Source organism: Clostridium sp. Marseille-Q2269 (genome assembly GCF_943736985.1).
In the GTDB taxonomy this organism is placed as follows: domain Bacteria; phylum Bacillota; class Clostridia; order Clostridiales; family Clostridiaceae; genus Clostridium_F.
In genome coordinates, this window is record NZ_CALSFS010000001.1 from 53,129 (window position 1) to 69,206 (window position 16,078).

20 protein-coding genes are annotated in these 16,078 nt (G+C 24.7%); 18 read left to right on the top strand and 2 right to left on the bottom strand.

Going from position 1 to position 16,078, the window contains the following annotated elements; genetic code table 11:
- Window positions 1-43 precede the first annotated feature (43 nt).
- Together truA and NGI68_RS00195 are read right to left on the bottom strand one after the other, a co-directional pair.
- A complete protein-coding gene (truA, locus tag NGI68_RS00190) occupies window positions 44-784 on the bottom strand; it encodes a tRNA pseudouridine(38-40) synthase TruA (protein WP_251859468.1) in 741 nt (246 codons plus the stop codon).
- Between the two features lie 61 nt (window positions 785-845).
- A complete protein-coding gene (locus NGI68_RS00195; RefSeq protein ID WP_251859469.1) occupies window positions 846-2,576 on the bottom strand; it encodes an Rqc2 family fibronectin-binding protein in 1,731 nt (576 codons plus the stop codon).
- A gap of 257 nt (window positions 2,577-2,833) precedes the next feature.
- Between NGI68_RS00195 and dapF the strand changes: the two genes are divergently transcribed.
- From dapF to spoIIIAD, 18 genes are all read left to right on the top strand, one after another.
- Complete coding sequence (gene dapF / locus NGI68_RS00200) at window positions 2,834-3,655, top strand: diaminopimelate epimerase (RefSeq protein WP_251859470.1); 822 nt, start codon at window positions 2,834-2,836, stop codon at window positions 3,653-3,655.
- Window positions 3,656-4,726 carry a hypothetical protein gene (locus NGI68_RS00205; protein ID WP_251859471.1) on the top strand — a complete coding sequence of 357 codons (1,071 nt, stop codon included), beginning with the start codon at window positions 3,656-3,658 and terminating at the stop codon, window positions 4,724-4,726. It begins immediately after the preceding gene.
- 267 nt (window positions 4,727-4,993) lie between these two features.
- The gene (locus NGI68_RS00210) at window positions 4,994-6,511 is read left to right on the top strand and encodes a GspE/PulE family protein (RefSeq protein ID WP_251859472.1); all 1,518 of its coding nucleotides are present in this window, start codon (window positions 4,994-4,996) and stop codon (window positions 6,509-6,511) included.
- Between the two features lie 136 nt (window positions 6,512-6,647).
- Window positions 6,648-7,838 (top strand): type II secretion system F family protein, encoded by a 1,191-nt coding sequence (locus NGI68_RS00215; RefSeq protein ID WP_251859473.1) that lies wholly within the window; start codon window positions 6,648-6,650, stop codon window positions 7,836-7,838.
- A 33-nt stretch (window positions 7,839-7,871) separates the two neighbouring features.
- Window positions 7,872-8,270: a type II secretion system protein gene (locus NGI68_RS00220; RefSeq protein ID WP_251859474.1), complete on the top strand. Its 399-nt coding sequence runs from the start codon at window positions 7,872-7,874 to the stop codon at window positions 8,268-8,270.
- Between the two features lie 138 nt (window positions 8,271-8,408).
- Window positions 8,409-8,852 (top strand): prepilin-type N-terminal cleavage/methylation domain-containing protein, encoded by a 444-nt coding sequence (locus NGI68_RS00225; RefSeq protein WP_251860177.1) that lies wholly within the window; start codon window positions 8,409-8,411, stop codon window positions 8,850-8,852.
- Complete coding sequence (locus NGI68_RS00230; RefSeq protein WP_251859475.1) at window positions 8,833-9,276, top strand: type II secretion system protein; 444 nt, start codon at window positions 8,833-8,835, stop codon at window positions 9,274-9,276. Before NGI68_RS00225 ends, NGI68_RS00230 begins: the two co-directional genes overlap by 20 nt.
- On the top strand, window positions 9,273-9,710 hold the full coding sequence (locus NGI68_RS00235) for a type II secretion system protein (RefSeq protein ID WP_251859476.1): 438 nt from the start codon (window positions 9,273-9,275) through the stop codon (window positions 9,708-9,710). The genes NGI68_RS00230 and NGI68_RS00235 overlap by 4 nt, the downstream gene beginning before the upstream one ends.
- Window positions 9,689-10,135: a hypothetical protein gene (locus NGI68_RS00240; protein WP_353505335.1), complete on the top strand. Its 447-nt coding sequence runs from the start codon at window positions 9,689-9,691 to the stop codon at window positions 10,133-10,135. Before NGI68_RS00235 ends, NGI68_RS00240 begins: the two co-directional genes overlap by 22 nt.
- Window positions 10,136-10,162: 27 nt before the next feature.
- Window positions 10,163-10,852 (top strand): hypothetical protein, encoded by a 690-nt coding sequence (locus NGI68_RS00245; RefSeq protein ID WP_251859478.1) that lies wholly within the window; start codon window positions 10,163-10,165, stop codon window positions 10,850-10,852.
- A gap of 16 nt (window positions 10,853-10,868) precedes the next feature.
- A complete protein-coding gene (locus tag NGI68_RS00250; protein ID WP_251859479.1) occupies window positions 10,869-11,315 on the top strand; it encodes a hypothetical protein in 447 nt (148 codons plus the stop codon).
- Window positions 11,312-11,842 carry a hypothetical protein gene (locus NGI68_RS00255; RefSeq protein ID WP_251859480.1) on the top strand — a complete coding sequence of 177 codons (531 nt, stop codon included), beginning with the start codon at window positions 11,312-11,314 and terminating at the stop codon, window positions 11,840-11,842. The genes NGI68_RS00250 and NGI68_RS00255 overlap by 4 nt, the downstream gene beginning before the upstream one ends.
- Before the next feature lie 351 nt (window positions 11,843-12,193).
- Window positions 12,194-12,751, top strand: coding sequence for an elongation factor P (gene efp, locus NGI68_RS00260; RefSeq protein ID WP_003485841.1), 558 nt, complete (start codon window positions 12,194-12,196; stop codon window positions 12,749-12,751).
- Between the two features lie 40 nt (window positions 12,752-12,791).
- The gene (locus NGI68_RS00265; protein ID WP_251859481.1) at window positions 12,792-13,211 is read left to right on the top strand and encodes a CD1247 N-terminal domain-containing protein; all 420 of its coding nucleotides are present in this window, start codon (window positions 12,792-12,794) and stop codon (window positions 13,209-13,211) included.
- Between the two features lie 670 nt (window positions 13,212-13,881).
- Window positions 13,882-14,790, top strand: a complete 909-nt coding sequence (gene spoIIIAA / locus NGI68_RS00270) for a stage III sporulation protein AA (RefSeq protein ID WP_251859482.1) — start codon at window positions 13,882-13,884, stop codon at window positions 14,788-14,790.
- A gap of 51 nt (window positions 14,791-14,841) precedes the next feature.
- Entirely contained in the window at window positions 14,842-15,360 is a 519-nt protein-coding gene (gene spoIIIAB / locus NGI68_RS00275; RefSeq protein WP_251859483.1) for a stage III sporulation protein SpoIIIAB, read from the top strand.
- A gap of 103 nt (window positions 15,361-15,463) precedes the next feature.
- The gene (gene spoIIIAC, locus NGI68_RS00280) at window positions 15,464-15,661 is read left to right on the top strand and encodes a stage III sporulation protein AC (protein WP_251859484.1); all 198 of its coding nucleotides are present in this window, start codon (window positions 15,464-15,466) and stop codon (window positions 15,659-15,661) included.
- Between the two features lie 27 nt (window positions 15,662-15,688).
- The gene (spoIIIAD, locus tag NGI68_RS00285) at window positions 15,689-16,072 is read left to right on the top strand and encodes a stage III sporulation protein AD (protein WP_251859485.1); all 384 of its coding nucleotides are present in this window, start codon (window positions 15,689-15,691) and stop codon (window positions 16,070-16,072) included.
- Window positions 16,073-16,078: the final 6 nt, after the last annotated feature.

Sequence of the window (16,078 nt, forward strand, 5' to 3'; positions counted from 1 at the left end):
TACGACAGCGCCATTTTTGTAAAATTATTGTAAGTGTTTATGATTATTCGTAGACTACACTAGTCATAAACAATCCTTGACTAGGAGCTGTAGGGCCTGCCTTTTTTCTATCTTCTGCTTCTAATACAGCTTTTACATCCATAGGACTTATATTATGTAATCCCACTTCTATAAGAGTTCCTGTTAATATTCTTATCATTTTGTGTAAGAATCCACTGCCTAAGTATACTATGTCTATGTATCCATCTTTTTCTATAATATCTATGTTATAGATAGTTCTTACAGTGGATTTCTTTTTTGATCTTGCTGCGGTAAAAGATGAAAAATCATGTCTTCCTACCAAATAAGCACAAGCTTCTTTCATATATTTTATATCTAAAGTTTCTGGTATATGGTAAGAGTATTTCCTAGAGAATACATCATGGAACCTTTTATTACAAATCTTATAGGTATATTTTTTCTTTTTAACATTTAATCTAGAGTGAAATCTTTCGTCTACATGAAAAGCGTCATAAACTACAATATCTTTAGGTAAATATTCGTAGCAATACTTTAATATTTCCTCTGTGGAACCTTGGAATTTTGTATGAAAATTAGCTATTTGCATATTTGCATGTACTCCAGCATCTGTTCTTCCAGAGCCTACTAAATTTATTTCTTCTCCCGTCATAAGAGAAAGTACATTTTCAATTTTACCTTGAATAGTATTGTCGTTTTCTTTTTGTTTTTGCCACCCATTGTATTTTGATCCATCGTATTGTATGCATAATTTTATATTGGTCATATTATCAATTCCTTTACAAATATATTTAGTTAATTTAAATTGTAGTTATATTAAAGTAATTTTACATTTGCTTCAAATCTGGTTCCTTTGGATCTATAAATATGGTTTTATTTGTGTAATATATAACCATTCCTGGTTTTGCTCCATTTGGTTTATGAACATTTTTAACTTCTGTGTAGTCAACAGGAACCTTTGTAGAATCCTTAGACTTACTATAAAATGCCGCTAGAGAGGCAGCTTCTTCTAAAGTCTTTTCAGAAACATTTCCTTGGAAATTTTTTACTATTACATGAGATCCAGGTATATTTTTAGTATGCATCCAAATGTCGTGATTATTAGCAAATTTTAATGTTAGATAGTCATTTTGTATATTGTTTTTACCAACATAAATGTCTATACCCTCAGAAGAAATAAAGTGAAGAGGTTTTGTATTTTTAATTTTTTTATTATTTTTCTTTTTAAATTTTATATATCCTGTTTCAATGAGTTCTCTCTTAATTTCTTCTATATCATCATAGCTATCTGCATTTTTTATACTGGTTAAAACAGAATTTAAATATTTTAATTCATCATAAGTAATTTCTATTTGTTTTTTAGCTGCAACTTCTGTTTTTTTCAATTTATTATATTTTTTAAAATATTTTTGTATATTATCAGAAGGAGTTTTGTTAGGATCTAATTCTATATCCATATACTTATTGGTATAATAGTTTAAAAGATTTATTACGGACATACCTTTTTTTAGAGCATATATATTAGCAGTTAAAATTTCTCCACATATTTGAAATTTTTCTTTTTTACTACAGTCCTTTAAATTTCCTTCTAGTATTCTAATCTTTTTTTCACATCTTTCAATATTTAGATTTATTAGTTTTTGTAGATCAGAACTCCTGGAATTTAATCTATCAGATTTATCTTTTTGAAAATAAAAAGATTCTATAAGCATAGAAGGATCTTCGTAATTTATACTTTTAAAATTATTTAAACTATAAAGATCTATACAGTAAAAGTCTTTTACTGTATCTTTATCTATATAGCAGTTAAAAGAAAAGTTTTTATTGCATATAGAATTAAATATATCACTTATAGAAGAATAGATTTTATTAATATTTTCTAGAGAAATTTTAATATTTTCTTCTTGCTCTAATCTATAAAAGATTTCCTTGGAAAAGGGCCTGCTAACTCCTGTAAATATATTAGAAAACATAGTATTAATAAGTTTTATATTATTGTTTTCTATATAATTTATTAAATCATCTACTAAGAAATTGAAAGGATCTAGTTTTAAAGAAGCTGGTGGATAGATAAATTCTATAGATGGATATAAGTTTCTTACACTATTTATTTCAGGTGTAACATGCTTTATACTATCCATTATTAGATTATCACGTTCTCTAACTAATGTTATATTACTATGTCTTCCCATGATCTCTACAATTAATGTGTATACACTATTAAATCCCATTTCGTCAGCACTCTCAAAATCTATTAATACTATTCTATCCGTACCTAACTGTCTTATATTTATTATTTTAGAAGAATTTAAATACTTTCTAAGAACCATACAAAACATAGGAGGTTGCATAGGATTTTGTTTAGGAATATCTGTAAAGTGTATTTTCGGGTATACAGCGCTAGAACTAATTAAAAGTTTATAAGTTTTTCTATTATTTTTTATTGATAAAACTATTTCATCCTTTTCTGGTTGGGTTACTTTATCTACTCTACCATATAATATTTTTGTTTTCATTTCATTTATTAAACTAAATAAAAAAATCCCATCTAAAGCCATAAATTTTCCTCCTTAAAATGGTATAATATAATCTATATAGCAATATATGCTAATATTAATAAGGATTATTAAACTGATACTAGTATACCATTTTAATTTTTTAAAATAAAGTTTATCTTTTGTATATTGATATTAAAACATTGTCGTAGTAAACTTATTTTTAGGAAATTAAATTAGAATATAGTTGCGTTTTATGCAATTTTAAAACTTACTTATAAAAAATAATTACAAGAAATCATGTAAAGGATGTGACAAGTATGGAATTCACTAAAATGACTGGAACTGGCAATGATTTTGTAGTGTTAGATGATAGAAAAGGAGAGCTTATAGGAAAAGAAAAAGAAATAACACAGAAATTATGTAATAGACATTTTAGTATAGGGGCAGATGGTATTTTATTTATAAGAGAAAGTAATAATCATGCTCATATACAAATGGTAATAATAAATGCAGATGGATCTTATGCTTCCATGTGTGGAAATGGTATAAGATGCTTTGCAAAATATGTATGGGAAAATGGCATAGTAAAACAAAATCCTATGATAATACAAACAGGAGATGGGCCTAAAGAAGCATTTTTAAATATTGAAGATGGTAAAGTAAAATTTATTACTATTAATATGGGTAAACCTGCGTTTGAAGGTGAAAAAATATCCAATGAGAAGGAAAAAATAATAAATAAAAGTATTAGGGAAAACAACAAAGAATATCGTATTACATCTTTTCATATGGGAGTTCCTCATACTATAATATTTGGAAGTTTAGATGAATATAATATAGAGGAAGGCAAGAATATAGAAAAACTTCCTTTGTTTAAGGAAGGAACAAATGTGAATTTTTGTGAGGTAGTAAATAAAAATAAAATAAAGGTTAAGACCTGGGAAAGGGGTGCAGGACCAACTTTAGCCTGTGGTACTGGATGCTGTGCATCAGCTGTAGCTTCTAATTTATTAGATCACACAGAAAAATCTACAGAAGTAATAGTACCTGGAGGTAAGATTTTTATAGAAATCAAAGAGAATGGTGTTTTTATGAAGGGACCTGCGGATATTTGTTTTAGAGGGGAAATAGATGTATAAATGTTTAAGAAAGGCTTTAAAAACATAGGATATCTTATAATAATTTTTTTTAGTATTGGGTTAGTTGGATGTAAAAATAATACATCAAAAGGGGTAAAAGTAGATATACCTAAATTCAAAGAAGTAATAACTTTAAAAAGAGGAAAAGATTCTTTAGGCATATACAATATTGAAAATACTAATATAACTAAGACTATGGAATCTAAAGATATAGGTGATATTAAATATAATAATAAAAATAGTATTTATGTTTTTACGAATATTATAGAAAAAGGAAATGAGCTTAATAAGAATAAAATAAATATAATAAAGAATGATAAGCAAATAACATTAGATAATTTCTATTCTGCATCGGATATAGATATTTCAATGGATGGTAATAAGATAGCCTATAGATCCTTCAAAAAAGACTCCCTTCAAAGTGCAGAAGGTATGAAGATATATAATTTAGATAGTAAAAGTGAAGTGAAAATAAAAAGTAATATTTTAGTATCGGGGAATCTTTTTAGATGGTTAAATAAAGATGAAATATTATATTATGGAATAAATCCTGATAAAAAAGACAAAGCTAAAATATATAAGTATAATTTAAAAGACAACAAAGAAGAAGTATATGTAGATAATATAACAGGTCTTTGCACTTATTTCATTCCAAAGGGAGATAATGTACTTTTGCTAACTAGAATGGGTGATAAATATAATCTTTCTTATTACTCTAAAAAAGAAAATGGATTTAAAAAAATAAGTGAAGAAATAAGTGGAATATATAAATCCACAACATCTACAGAGAATATATATTTTATAGGTAAAAATGATTTTGAAAATAAAGATTATTTATATAAATTTAATGGGAAAGAGTTAACGCTAGATAGACTTACATATAATTTTCCATCTAAAATAGATATAAATGGTGGTATTGCTTCAGATAAAAATGGCAACATATATTTTTCCGGTTATGAAAATTTAAAGGAGCAGCCTTTAAATGAAATATATGTATACAGGGAAAAAGAAAAGATGGTAGAAATAGTGTCAGATGAAGAAAGTTCTTATTATATAATAGGAGAAAAATGATATAAAGCATAAACTTAAAATAGGCTATAGATAATTAAGATTTGAAGTATAAAGGGTTTTAATTATCTATAGCTTTTTATTGTTTATATTTAAATCTTTAAAATTAAATATATATTCTATTTTAACTCTAATTCAAGTTTTAGCTATTAAGGATATAACTAGAAAGTATTACTAATTTTTATATTTTAAAATATATTGTTTACTTTTTATATATGTGTCTATAATATAGATAAATTTGGAAAAAATAATAATAGGAGAGAATTAAATATGAACTTTTCTATGAATTATCTAGATGTAAAAGGAACTTCATCACATTCTAAAATGTTAAAATCTAAAGAAAAACTATCAAATATAGATTTTAGTAATCTAATGGTAGAACAAGCCACACTAGAATTGCTTCCAGAACATATCTGTAGAAAATATACCATAGTACCTTTGGCAATAGTTCATGAACAATTATATATAGCATCTTCAAATTATCTAGAAGAAGATACCTTATATAAACTATCATTTATTGCAGGGAAAACCATAAAAATAGTACTTTGCAATAAAGAAGATATTATAGGAACTATAAAAAGGATTTATACAAAATATGAAAACAAATATAAACATGAACAGGTAAAAGAAGATAAAATTATATTACATGAGAAAAAATTAGAAGGTCCTATAATAAAGTTAACGGATTCTATAATAGAAGAAGCCATTTGGAGAAAGGCTAGTGATATTCATATAGAGCCATTTAAAGATTTTGCTCTTATAAGATTTAGAATAGATGGTATTCTTATAGAATTTAAAAAAATATCAATAAAAATTTATACATCTATATGTACTCGTATAAAAATAATGAGTTACATGAACATAGCAGAAAAAAATATTCCTCAAGATGGTAAAATACAAAGCAACTATAGAGAAAATAATGATTTTAGAGTATCCACATTACCAACAGTGCATGGAGAAAAATTGGTTATAAGAATATTATATAAAAATGAAAAAATAGTAGATCTAAATTCTTTAGGATTTTTAAAAGAAGATATAAAAAATATAGAGTGTATGCTTAAAAAACCCAATGGTTTAATTTTAGTTACAGGACCTACTGGTAGTGGTAAGTCTACAACATTATATTCTATGCTTCAATATGTAAACAATAAAGAAAAAAATATAATAACTATTGAAGAACCAGTGGAGTATACCATAGATGGTATAAATCAAGTTAATGTAGATTATAAAAGAGGCTTAACTTTTTTAAAGGGATTAAAATCTATGTTAAGACAGGATCCGGACATAATAATGGTAGGTGAGATTAGAGATGAAGAAACAGCGAAAGTAGCAGTAAGAGCCTCTATAACAGGGCATCTAGTGTTATCAACATTACATACCAATGGGGCTTTAGAATCTATAGTCAGACTTTTAGATATGAAAATACAACCTTATATTTTAAGTGATGCTTTAAGAGGGGTTATATCCCAAAGGTTAGTGAGAAAAGTATGTCCATTTTGCAAAGAATCTTATATAGCATCAAAAGAGGAACTAAATATCTTAGATATAAAGGAGAGACTATTATTATATAGAGGTAAAGGATGTGATAAATGCAATAATACAGGATACATGGGAAGAAGTATTGTTTATGAATATATAAATGTTAATAAAAATAAGAAGAATTTAATTAAAAATGTATTAAACAATAATAATGAGAAGTTTATTTTACAAAATAGTTTAAAGGACAATATCAATAAAGCATTAAAAGAAGGAAGAACATCCCTTGAGGAAATACAAAGAATAATATAGTGTTATTTAACTTTAGTTTATAACTAGATTTATTAATTATATATAAATTAAGTTTAATCTAGGTACATGTTCTTTGAGATATATCTAAATATTAATAGTTATCTGTAATTGAAAGGATGTGAATCACAATATAACTATGGATTTATATTATTATAAAGCCAAGAATGTTAAGGGCCAAGTATCAAAAGGAGTATGTAATGAAAAAGAAAAGCTAAATATATATAAAGAATTGAGAGAAAAAGGATTTTTTCTAGTAAATATAACTAATAAAAATATATTTAAAATAACACACAAAAAAATCACTTTAAAGGATTGCTCAATTTTGTGTAATAAGCTCTATATATTAATGGCATCTGGTATAAATATAACGGATGCTATAAGTATAATTTATGAGGATTTTAATAATATTAGTGTAAAAAACAGCCTACATGATATAAGAAATAATATACTAAAAGGAGAAGGTATTTATGATAGTTTTAGTGGATTTAGTAACATATATCCTAAATTCTTACTGAGTATGATATACATAGGAGAAGAAAGTGGGAGAATACAGTATATTTTTTATGATCTGAAAAATTTTTATGAAAATAAATATAAATTTGATAAAGAAATAAAAAATGCACTAATATATCCTATAATAATTCTTATAGCATTTATAATAATGCTATATATACTAATACATATGGTGGTGCCAAGTTTCATGGGCATATTTAATGAATTAGGAAGTAGTATACCTAAAAAGACATTGGGAATGATTGCTGTAATCAAAACTTGCAATATTGTTTTAGCAATTTTATTTTTAGGCATAATTTTTATGGTGTTAGGTAGTAAAATATTTCACAAAAAATATAAAATTAAATACACTATTGATAATTTAAAAATAAGAATACCAATATTAGGTCAAATCTATAAAAATATATTTACATGCAATTTTTCCAACAGCATGAATTTAATGATAAAATCAGGCATTCCTATAAATAAATCCCTAAAATTATTAGAAGAGATTACAGATAATTATATATTTAAAAATAAAATAAAAGATTTAAATAGTAGCATAAAAGATGGAAAGAGTATAAGTCTTTCTTTAAAAAAGTGTGATTTTTCAAACAAAATACTTCTATCAATGGTACATGTAGGTGAAGAAAGCGGTAAGTTAGAAGAATGCTTTGAGAGCGTTTATAGTATTTTAAAGAAAGATTTAGAAGAAAAATTCAAAGCTTGTATAAAACTTATAGAACCTACAATAATAATTTTTATGTCTTTAATAATATGTATAATATTTCTTTATGTTTTCATTCCAATAATGAATTTGGTGGATTTAATATAAAAATAAATAATATATAACTAGGAGGATAAGTATATGAATTTTAATAAGATGAAGAAAAAGAAAGGATTCACCCTAATAGAGCTTATGGTAGTTATATCTATAATATTAATATTAGCCAGTTTTTTGGTTCCTAAACTTACAGCATATAAAGATAAGGCAAAGGATACTAAAGCCATAAATACAGGAAAGCAAATACAGGTGGCAGCCATTAATAGTTATAATGAAAATAATGAACGTTTTAATAGTAATAATTTAAAAGAAGACATAGAAACATTTACAGGAATCACGGTAGATTCTACTAATGAATCTCAACCTGGGAATGCAGTAGATATTGGATATAAAAGTGATAATGAGAATTACCTTGTTCAAATAGACATTAAAGAAAATACATATACAGTAAAAAAAGATAATAAGATTATATTTCCTAAATAATTTAAAGTAAATATAATTATGTTCCAATACAGTTTGTTTATTTAGGATTAATATTAGTAGTAATTTAATGTAAGTATTTTAAATCTATATTTAAGAATTATTAATAAATTAAAGAAGGAGTCAGAATAAGTGGATAACATGGTACATAAAAAGGGTTTTACATTAATAGAAATAATGATTTTAATAAGTTTATGTATGATAGTGTTTACCATAAGTTTTACTAAATTATCTGGATATAACAAAATAAGAAATAATATAGCAATAGATGAAACTGGAATTTCTATAGTTAATTTCATAAATAATTGTAGAGATATTTGCAGAAAAGAAAAAAAGCAAGGGTATATTATTTATAATACTAAAAAAAATAACATGTCATTTAGTATAGACCGAAAATGTGTAAAAGACTTAAATTTCCCAGATGAAGTATCCATAGATTTTATAAATTCTAAAGGAGGGAAAATTGTTATAGATAATAGAGGATTTACAAGTAATGCTTGCACTTTAAGGTTTAAAGATAATAAAGGGAAAATACACAAAGTAACTATTTGTGTTGGATCAGCTCATGTGGAATTTAAAGGATAAAAAAGCCTTCATAATAATAGAGGTATTATGTGCTATGTCAGTATTTATAATGCTTTTAGCAGGAGCTCTTGTGGTTAGTAAAAATGCATCTAAATTAAAGTGTGAGCATATAAAAAAAGAAAAATATATAGAATTTTTCCAAGGAGTAAAAAATGAGATTATGTACAATTTTACTTATGAGGATCTAAAAAATTTGAAGAATAAAAGCAAGTTATACATACAGAAAGATGAAATGAATTGGGATTTTCATGAAGAAAAAGATATAAAGATGCTATTTACAGACATGGTTCCAAAGGAAAAACCTTATTTAGAAATGAAAATTAATGAAGAAGAGATTTTAAAAGTAGATCTAATATTGAATTATGGAAAAATGAAAGAAGATCATCTCAAATGCCAATTTTATAAGGGTAGGTATAAAAAGTGATACAGAAAAAAGGATTTTCTATAATAGAGGTTTTGATAGGAATATCTATTATGTCTATAGTAAGTCTTTATATAATTATTACAACTTTAACGTATACAAGTAATTATAAGGGAAAAAGAGAAGAAACATTAGAAAGTGTTTATATTAAAGAAGCTATAGAATTTATAAATTATACTTTGGATAAAGAAAAGACATCAATGGTTTTGGAAAATTCTATAAAAATAGAAAGAGTAGATGATAAAGGATATGACTATATAAAAAAAGATAAAAATAATCTAGTTATAAGTTATGGTTCTAAAAATTCTTCTAATACTAATATTATCTGCCGCAATATAAAAGAATTTAATATAAAAGAGAAGGGTGATGTAATACATATAAAGATATTAGGAAAGAAAGGGAAAGAATATAAAAGATGTCTAATAAAAAAAGAATGAAAAATGGATATATACTTTTATACGCATTGTTTATGGGCTGTTTATGTATGTTTGCTAGTATGTTTATCCTTAAAATGGAGAATATAAAGTTTCAAAATAGTAATAAAGAATTTAGAGAATTAAGTGAAGTAAATAATATACAAAGGGATAGAGAGTATGTGTTATCTCATATAAATAAAATTTTCCATGATAATATAAGGAATATAAATTTAGATAATATAGATAATTTCGTAAGAAGTTTAGATTTAAATTTTAAAGTTAATATAAATGATAGTTCAGCTTATTTTTATAATGGAGATTTAATAATAGATTATTATAAAAATAAAGTTTTTTATAAGCAAGAAAAATACACAATTTCTACTAAGGATTCTAGTATATTCTATAAAAGAGAGTACGTATCCTATGAAAGGAAAGTGAGTAATTAATTGTTTAGAAATATTAATTTGTTAGAAATGGATAAAGACAATATGTGTCTAAAAGACATAAAATATAATAAGGTGGAAGAAAAAAGTATTATAGAAAGCAATATAATAAAAATAGTTAATATGAAAAGAAGAAGATTATATTTAATACTAGAAGGGGAAAGAGTATATGCTAAATTTATAACATTACCTAGAATAAATACCAGAAGTAAAATAAATGAAATAATAAGAAATGAATTGATATATGAATTTAGTGATATACACAATATATTATATAGTTATGATATTATAAGTAAAAATAAAAACAGTATGAAGATAATAATTTTTTGTATAAACATAGGTAATAATAGTATGCTGAAAAAGTGCATGAATCAATTTAAATATATAGAAGGTATATATTCTATACAATTTTCTGTATTAAACTTATATAAAGAATATATAAAGGAAAAAAATTATATTTTTTTATTCAAACATAAAAAATATATTTACATAATACTGTATTCAGAAAACAATTTAATTTATAGTAACTTTATTTTTGAAAAAGATAATGAAGCACATAAAATAGAAAGAGTTTTAAAAAAAGCAAAGGCTTTAGATATAGAGCTGAATACTATATATGGAATAAATATAGAAGAGGCTCTTATAAAAGATAAGTTAAAAGGATATAAGTTTATAGCTTTACGGAATTTCAGAGAAAAAGATTATAAAAAAATCATATAAATGGGAGAAGGTTAAAGTGAAAATTAATTTTATACCAGAAAGCTATATACAAATGAATTATAAAAAGGTCATGAAAAAATACATAGTATTAATAATTGTATTGTTTACTATAAATATAGTATTTTTTAATAAAACATTGTATAGTCTTAAAAATATACATTGTATAAAAGAAGAAATCAATATTTTACATATGAAAAAGAAGAAAAAAAGTATTGATAATATTAAAAAAGATAATAATTATAATCTTTTTATTAGTTTATATGAAAATATGAATAAGGATATATTGTTAGATAATTTAATCATAAAAGAAGGTAGAGTGTATTTAGATGGAAAATGTGTATATTTAGATAGTTATTATAGCTTATTAAATTTACTTGAGAAGGATAAAAAAGTAACTATTAAAAATCTAAACACCCCTAAAAAAGAGAACGATTTTTATAAATTTAGATTTATTTTGGAGTGATAAAATTGAAAAGAGTTAACACATGTAAGTTTATTTCTATACTAAATCTATTAATATTTCCAATTATTATATTATTCAACATATATTTAAATGATGAAACTAGCATAGTAAATGAAGAAAAGGAAAGGCTAAAACTGCAATGTGAAAACATTAATCATATTGTAAGTATAGATTGTACATATATTTTAGAAAATTTAGAGAAAGATTCCCATATAGCTGTTAAAAGTATAGAAAATGAAAATAATAATATGTACGTAAATTTAAGGTATTATGGAAACAATGAAGAATTAAAAGAGTTTTTAAAAAATATAAATTCTTCTAAAAATTTTAAAGGAATAAAAAGTTTAAGTATAAATAATACATCAGTAAAAGAACTTAACGAAAGTTATCATAGCAATATTAATGAAAAAACTGAAGTTTCTAATGATAGTAATAAAGAATATAATAAGGAACAGTATAATGAGAACAATAATAAATATCAACAAATAGATATAACATTACAGTATATAAAAAGGCTTATACTATAATACATAATATAAAGTCTAATTATAGTTGTAATATAATACAAAAAATGGCATGCTATTTAAATGAAAAAAATAACAATACATGTATTTTATGAAAAAATATTTGCAAATGGTCATAATATTATTTGCAAATGAAGTGAAGTTTTGATAAAATATCATTGTTTGAGTGTTATATAGATAAAGATATAGTATAATTAAAAAGAAGATGTTTCAAAGTTAATTAGTGCTTATAGAATATCGTTCAAACAATTTACTAATAAAAAATAGCTTTATATTATATTAAATAATTAGTATATAAGGCCTTACAAAGGTTATAATATAAAAAGGAATATTTAGTTTTGGAGGGATACATAAATGATATCAGCAGGAGATTTAAGAAAAGGAACTACTTTTGAACAAGATGGACAAGTATATGTTGTTGTAGAATTCCTACATGTAAAACCAGGTAAAGGAGCGGCTTTCGTAAGAACTAAATTAAAGAATGCCATAACTGGAGCTGTAACAGAAACAACTTTTAACCCGACTGCAAAACTTCAAGAAGCAGTTATTGAAAGAAAAGAAATGCAATATTTATATACTGATGGAGAATTATACTACTTCATGGATCAAGAGACTTTTGAACAAATTCCATTGAATTATGATAAAGTTGAAGAAGCTATAAAATTCTTAAAAGAAAACATGTTTGCTACAATAAAATTCTTTAAGGGAGAAGCTTTTTCAGTAGAAGCACCAAACTTTGTTGAGTTAACTATATCTCATACAGAACCAGGTGCAAAAGGAAATACAACTAGTAATGTAATGAAACCTGCTACATTAGAAACAGGTGCTACAATTCAAGTTCCATTATTCGTAAATGAAGGAGAAACTATAAGAGTAGATACAAGAACTGGTGAATATATGGAAAGAGTTTAGTGTATACTATAAATAGTATAATTTGCAAGGATGTGATTTTGTGAAATCTATTACTTCAAAAGTATCCTACTTAAAAGGTCTTATAGAAGGGCTAGATGTTGAAAAGGATAGTAAAGAAGGAAAAATAATTTCTGTTATGTCTGATATATTAGAGGACATAGCTTATGAAGTTGAAGACATGAAAGAGTCTCAAAGTATAATACAAGAATATGTAGATACTATGGATCAAGATTTACTTTCTCTTCAAGAAGATTTTTATGATGAGGATGAAGATGAGGATTTTTTAGAAGATTTTTTAGGAATTGATTGTCCTATGTGTAATGAAACCATCTATATTGATAAAGATGTATTTGGAGGTAAAGAAAGTATTTGTTGCCCAAATTGCCACAAAGAAATATCCTTAAACAATATATATAGTTCTGACGATGAATGTGAAGAATCGCAAAATAGAAATGATTAATAAAAATCCACTAAAGTATGTTCTGACTCCAAAAAGTTAGACAAATTTAATTAAGTAACTAATAAGGATTGAATTCTGTATTAAACAGAACTCAGTCCTTTTAGTTTGCTCTTAATTCATTTATTATTACAATAATTTAATCTGTTGTCATAGTTAAATTTAAAGGAGTATATCTATTAAGCTAAACTTTCAGCTAATCTACTGTTAGTTGATTTACATTTAGTTTAATGTGCAAGATATGATTAATGAAATAACCTCTATTTTTCAATTCTATATTAATTATGGAATAACTTATATGGTGTTTGATTTTCAATTATATATATATCTTACCTTTCTTTTATCATAGCTAGAGTTATATTCTTTTTAAAACATTCAAAAGCTCACATAGGCAGATAAGTATTTTTTACAATTTATAATTTCTATTCAGTTGAATATAGTCTTTGCTATAAAAATACACTCGGGAAAATTCAGATCTTTGTTTAAACTTTCAGGTGTACTTCAGTAGTAGATGTTTTTTTATGAAATAAATATATTATCTATCATATAAAAATATATGTAATGCCAACCAAAATAATAAAATAAAAAAGTTAAAAATTATTTTAATAAAAGTTTTTGGAATAATTTTGTTAAGTTTGAAATAGATATTCTATAAAGAAAGGAGATGATAAATTTGTATACAAAAGAAATTCTAAATATACTTCCAAGTCATATAAGTAAATTAATATGTGCTTTAGATGAAGTAGATAAACTTCAAGAAATAAGATTTAAAATAGGAAAGCCTATATGTTTTCAAATAGGAAATAAAGAAAAGATCATAGATTATGAATTTAAAAGAGAAGATATAAGATCTATAGTCCAAAGAATGAGTAATTATTCTATATATAGCTTTGAAGAAGAAATAAAACAGGGATATTTAACTATAAAAGGAGGCCATAGGGTTGGTATATGTGGAAGATGTGTAATAGATGGGGGAAAGGTTAAAACTATAAGAGATATAAGTTCTCTAAATATAAGAATATGTAGAGAAATATTTGATGCATCAAAATTGGTTATGCCCTATATAGTAAAAAATGGACAGGTTTTAAATACTATAATAATTTCTCCACCCAAATGTGGAAAGACCACTATATTGCGAGATATATCTAAAAAAATATCTGATGGAATGGAAAAACTCAACTTAAAGGGGAAAAAAGTATCTGTTATAGATGAGAGAAGCGAAATAGCTGGAAGTTATAATGGAATTCCTCAGTTGGATGTGGGTTTAAGAACAGATGTATTAGATAATTGCCCTAAAAGTGAAGGTATAGTAATGGCTATAAGAAGTATGGCACCAGAAGTAATAATTTGTGATGAAATAGGAACGTATAAAGATGTAGAGAGTATACTGATCGCTTTAAATTCAGGAGTAAGTTTAATAACTACTATACATGGTTTTGGAGTAGAAGATATCTATAATAGACCTGTATTTAAAGATATAGTAGAAAACAAAGTTTTCAAAAGAGCATTAGTTTTAAGTTCTAAGAAATCTGTAGGTAATTTAGAATATGCATATGATTTCGTTAAGGATACCAAGCTTTAGTTTAGGATAATTTAGAAAAAACTTTTTTTATAAATGGGAGTGTACAAGACTATGTTTAAGATATTAGGAAGTTTATTTGTATTTGTGGGAAGTTTATATTGGGGAATAAGTACTGCTAATAAATTTAAATATAGAAGAGATGAACTTCTAGAATTAGAAAGGTGTGTAAATGAACTAAAAAATGAAATAACCTATACCTATACGTCTATACCAGACATATTAATGAATATATCCTTAAAAAGTAAGAAACCAATAAGTGTATTGTTTAAAAAGATTTCAGATATGCTTTATGAAAATCAGGTTAATAGTATTTATGAAGCTTTTCAGAAAGTTTTTTCACAAGAAAAAGAGAATTTATCATTGCAACAACAGGATATAAATATAATATTAGATTTATCTAAAAATTTAGGCCAGTGGGATCCAAAAGGTCATGAGAACATGATAGATTTAACTCTTTTCAATTTAAAAAAACAAAGCAATAGAGCAGAAGAAATCATGATAAAAAACATGAAAATGTATAAATATTTGGGTTTTTCTATAGGGGCAGTGTTGGTTATTATATTTATATAAAATTTTAGTTTTTATACTTTTTACAATATATTGTGAATATTATTATATAAAATCAAACATAAAAACTAATAAATGAAAATATACAGGTAAGAGGAGGTATAACATGCTAGACATACAATTAATCTTTAAGATAGCAGGAGTTAGTATACTGGTTATAATTTTAGATAAAATATTAAAATCTAGTGGAAAAGATGATTACGCTGTGGTAACAAATTTAGCAGGTATAGTTGTAATACTTATGATGGTAATAAATTTGATAAGTAAATTATTTAATGCAGTAAAAACTATGTTTCAAATTTAAAAATATGCTAAGGCCTAGGAGGGAAAAATGGAGATCATTAAAATAGTAGCCTTTGCATTTATTTCACTATTTTTGATACTAATATTTAAGAGGAGAAGAGATGACTTAGCAGTTCAAATAAGTATTGCAGCAGGAGCTATAATATTTTTATTTCTAGCATCTAAAATAACAGCTATACTTCAATTTATGCAACAATTAGCTTCAAAAACTAATATAGATTTTATATATTTAACCACAGTTTTTAAAATATTAGGGATAGCTTATTTAGCCACATTTTGTAGTGAGATATGTAAAGACGCAGGAGAAAACAGCTTAGCATCAAAAGTGGAATTTGCTGGTAAAATATTAATACTTGGACTTGCCATACCTATACTTATGGCAGTGCTTCAATCTATTTTAAAGATTATGTAGGTGAGA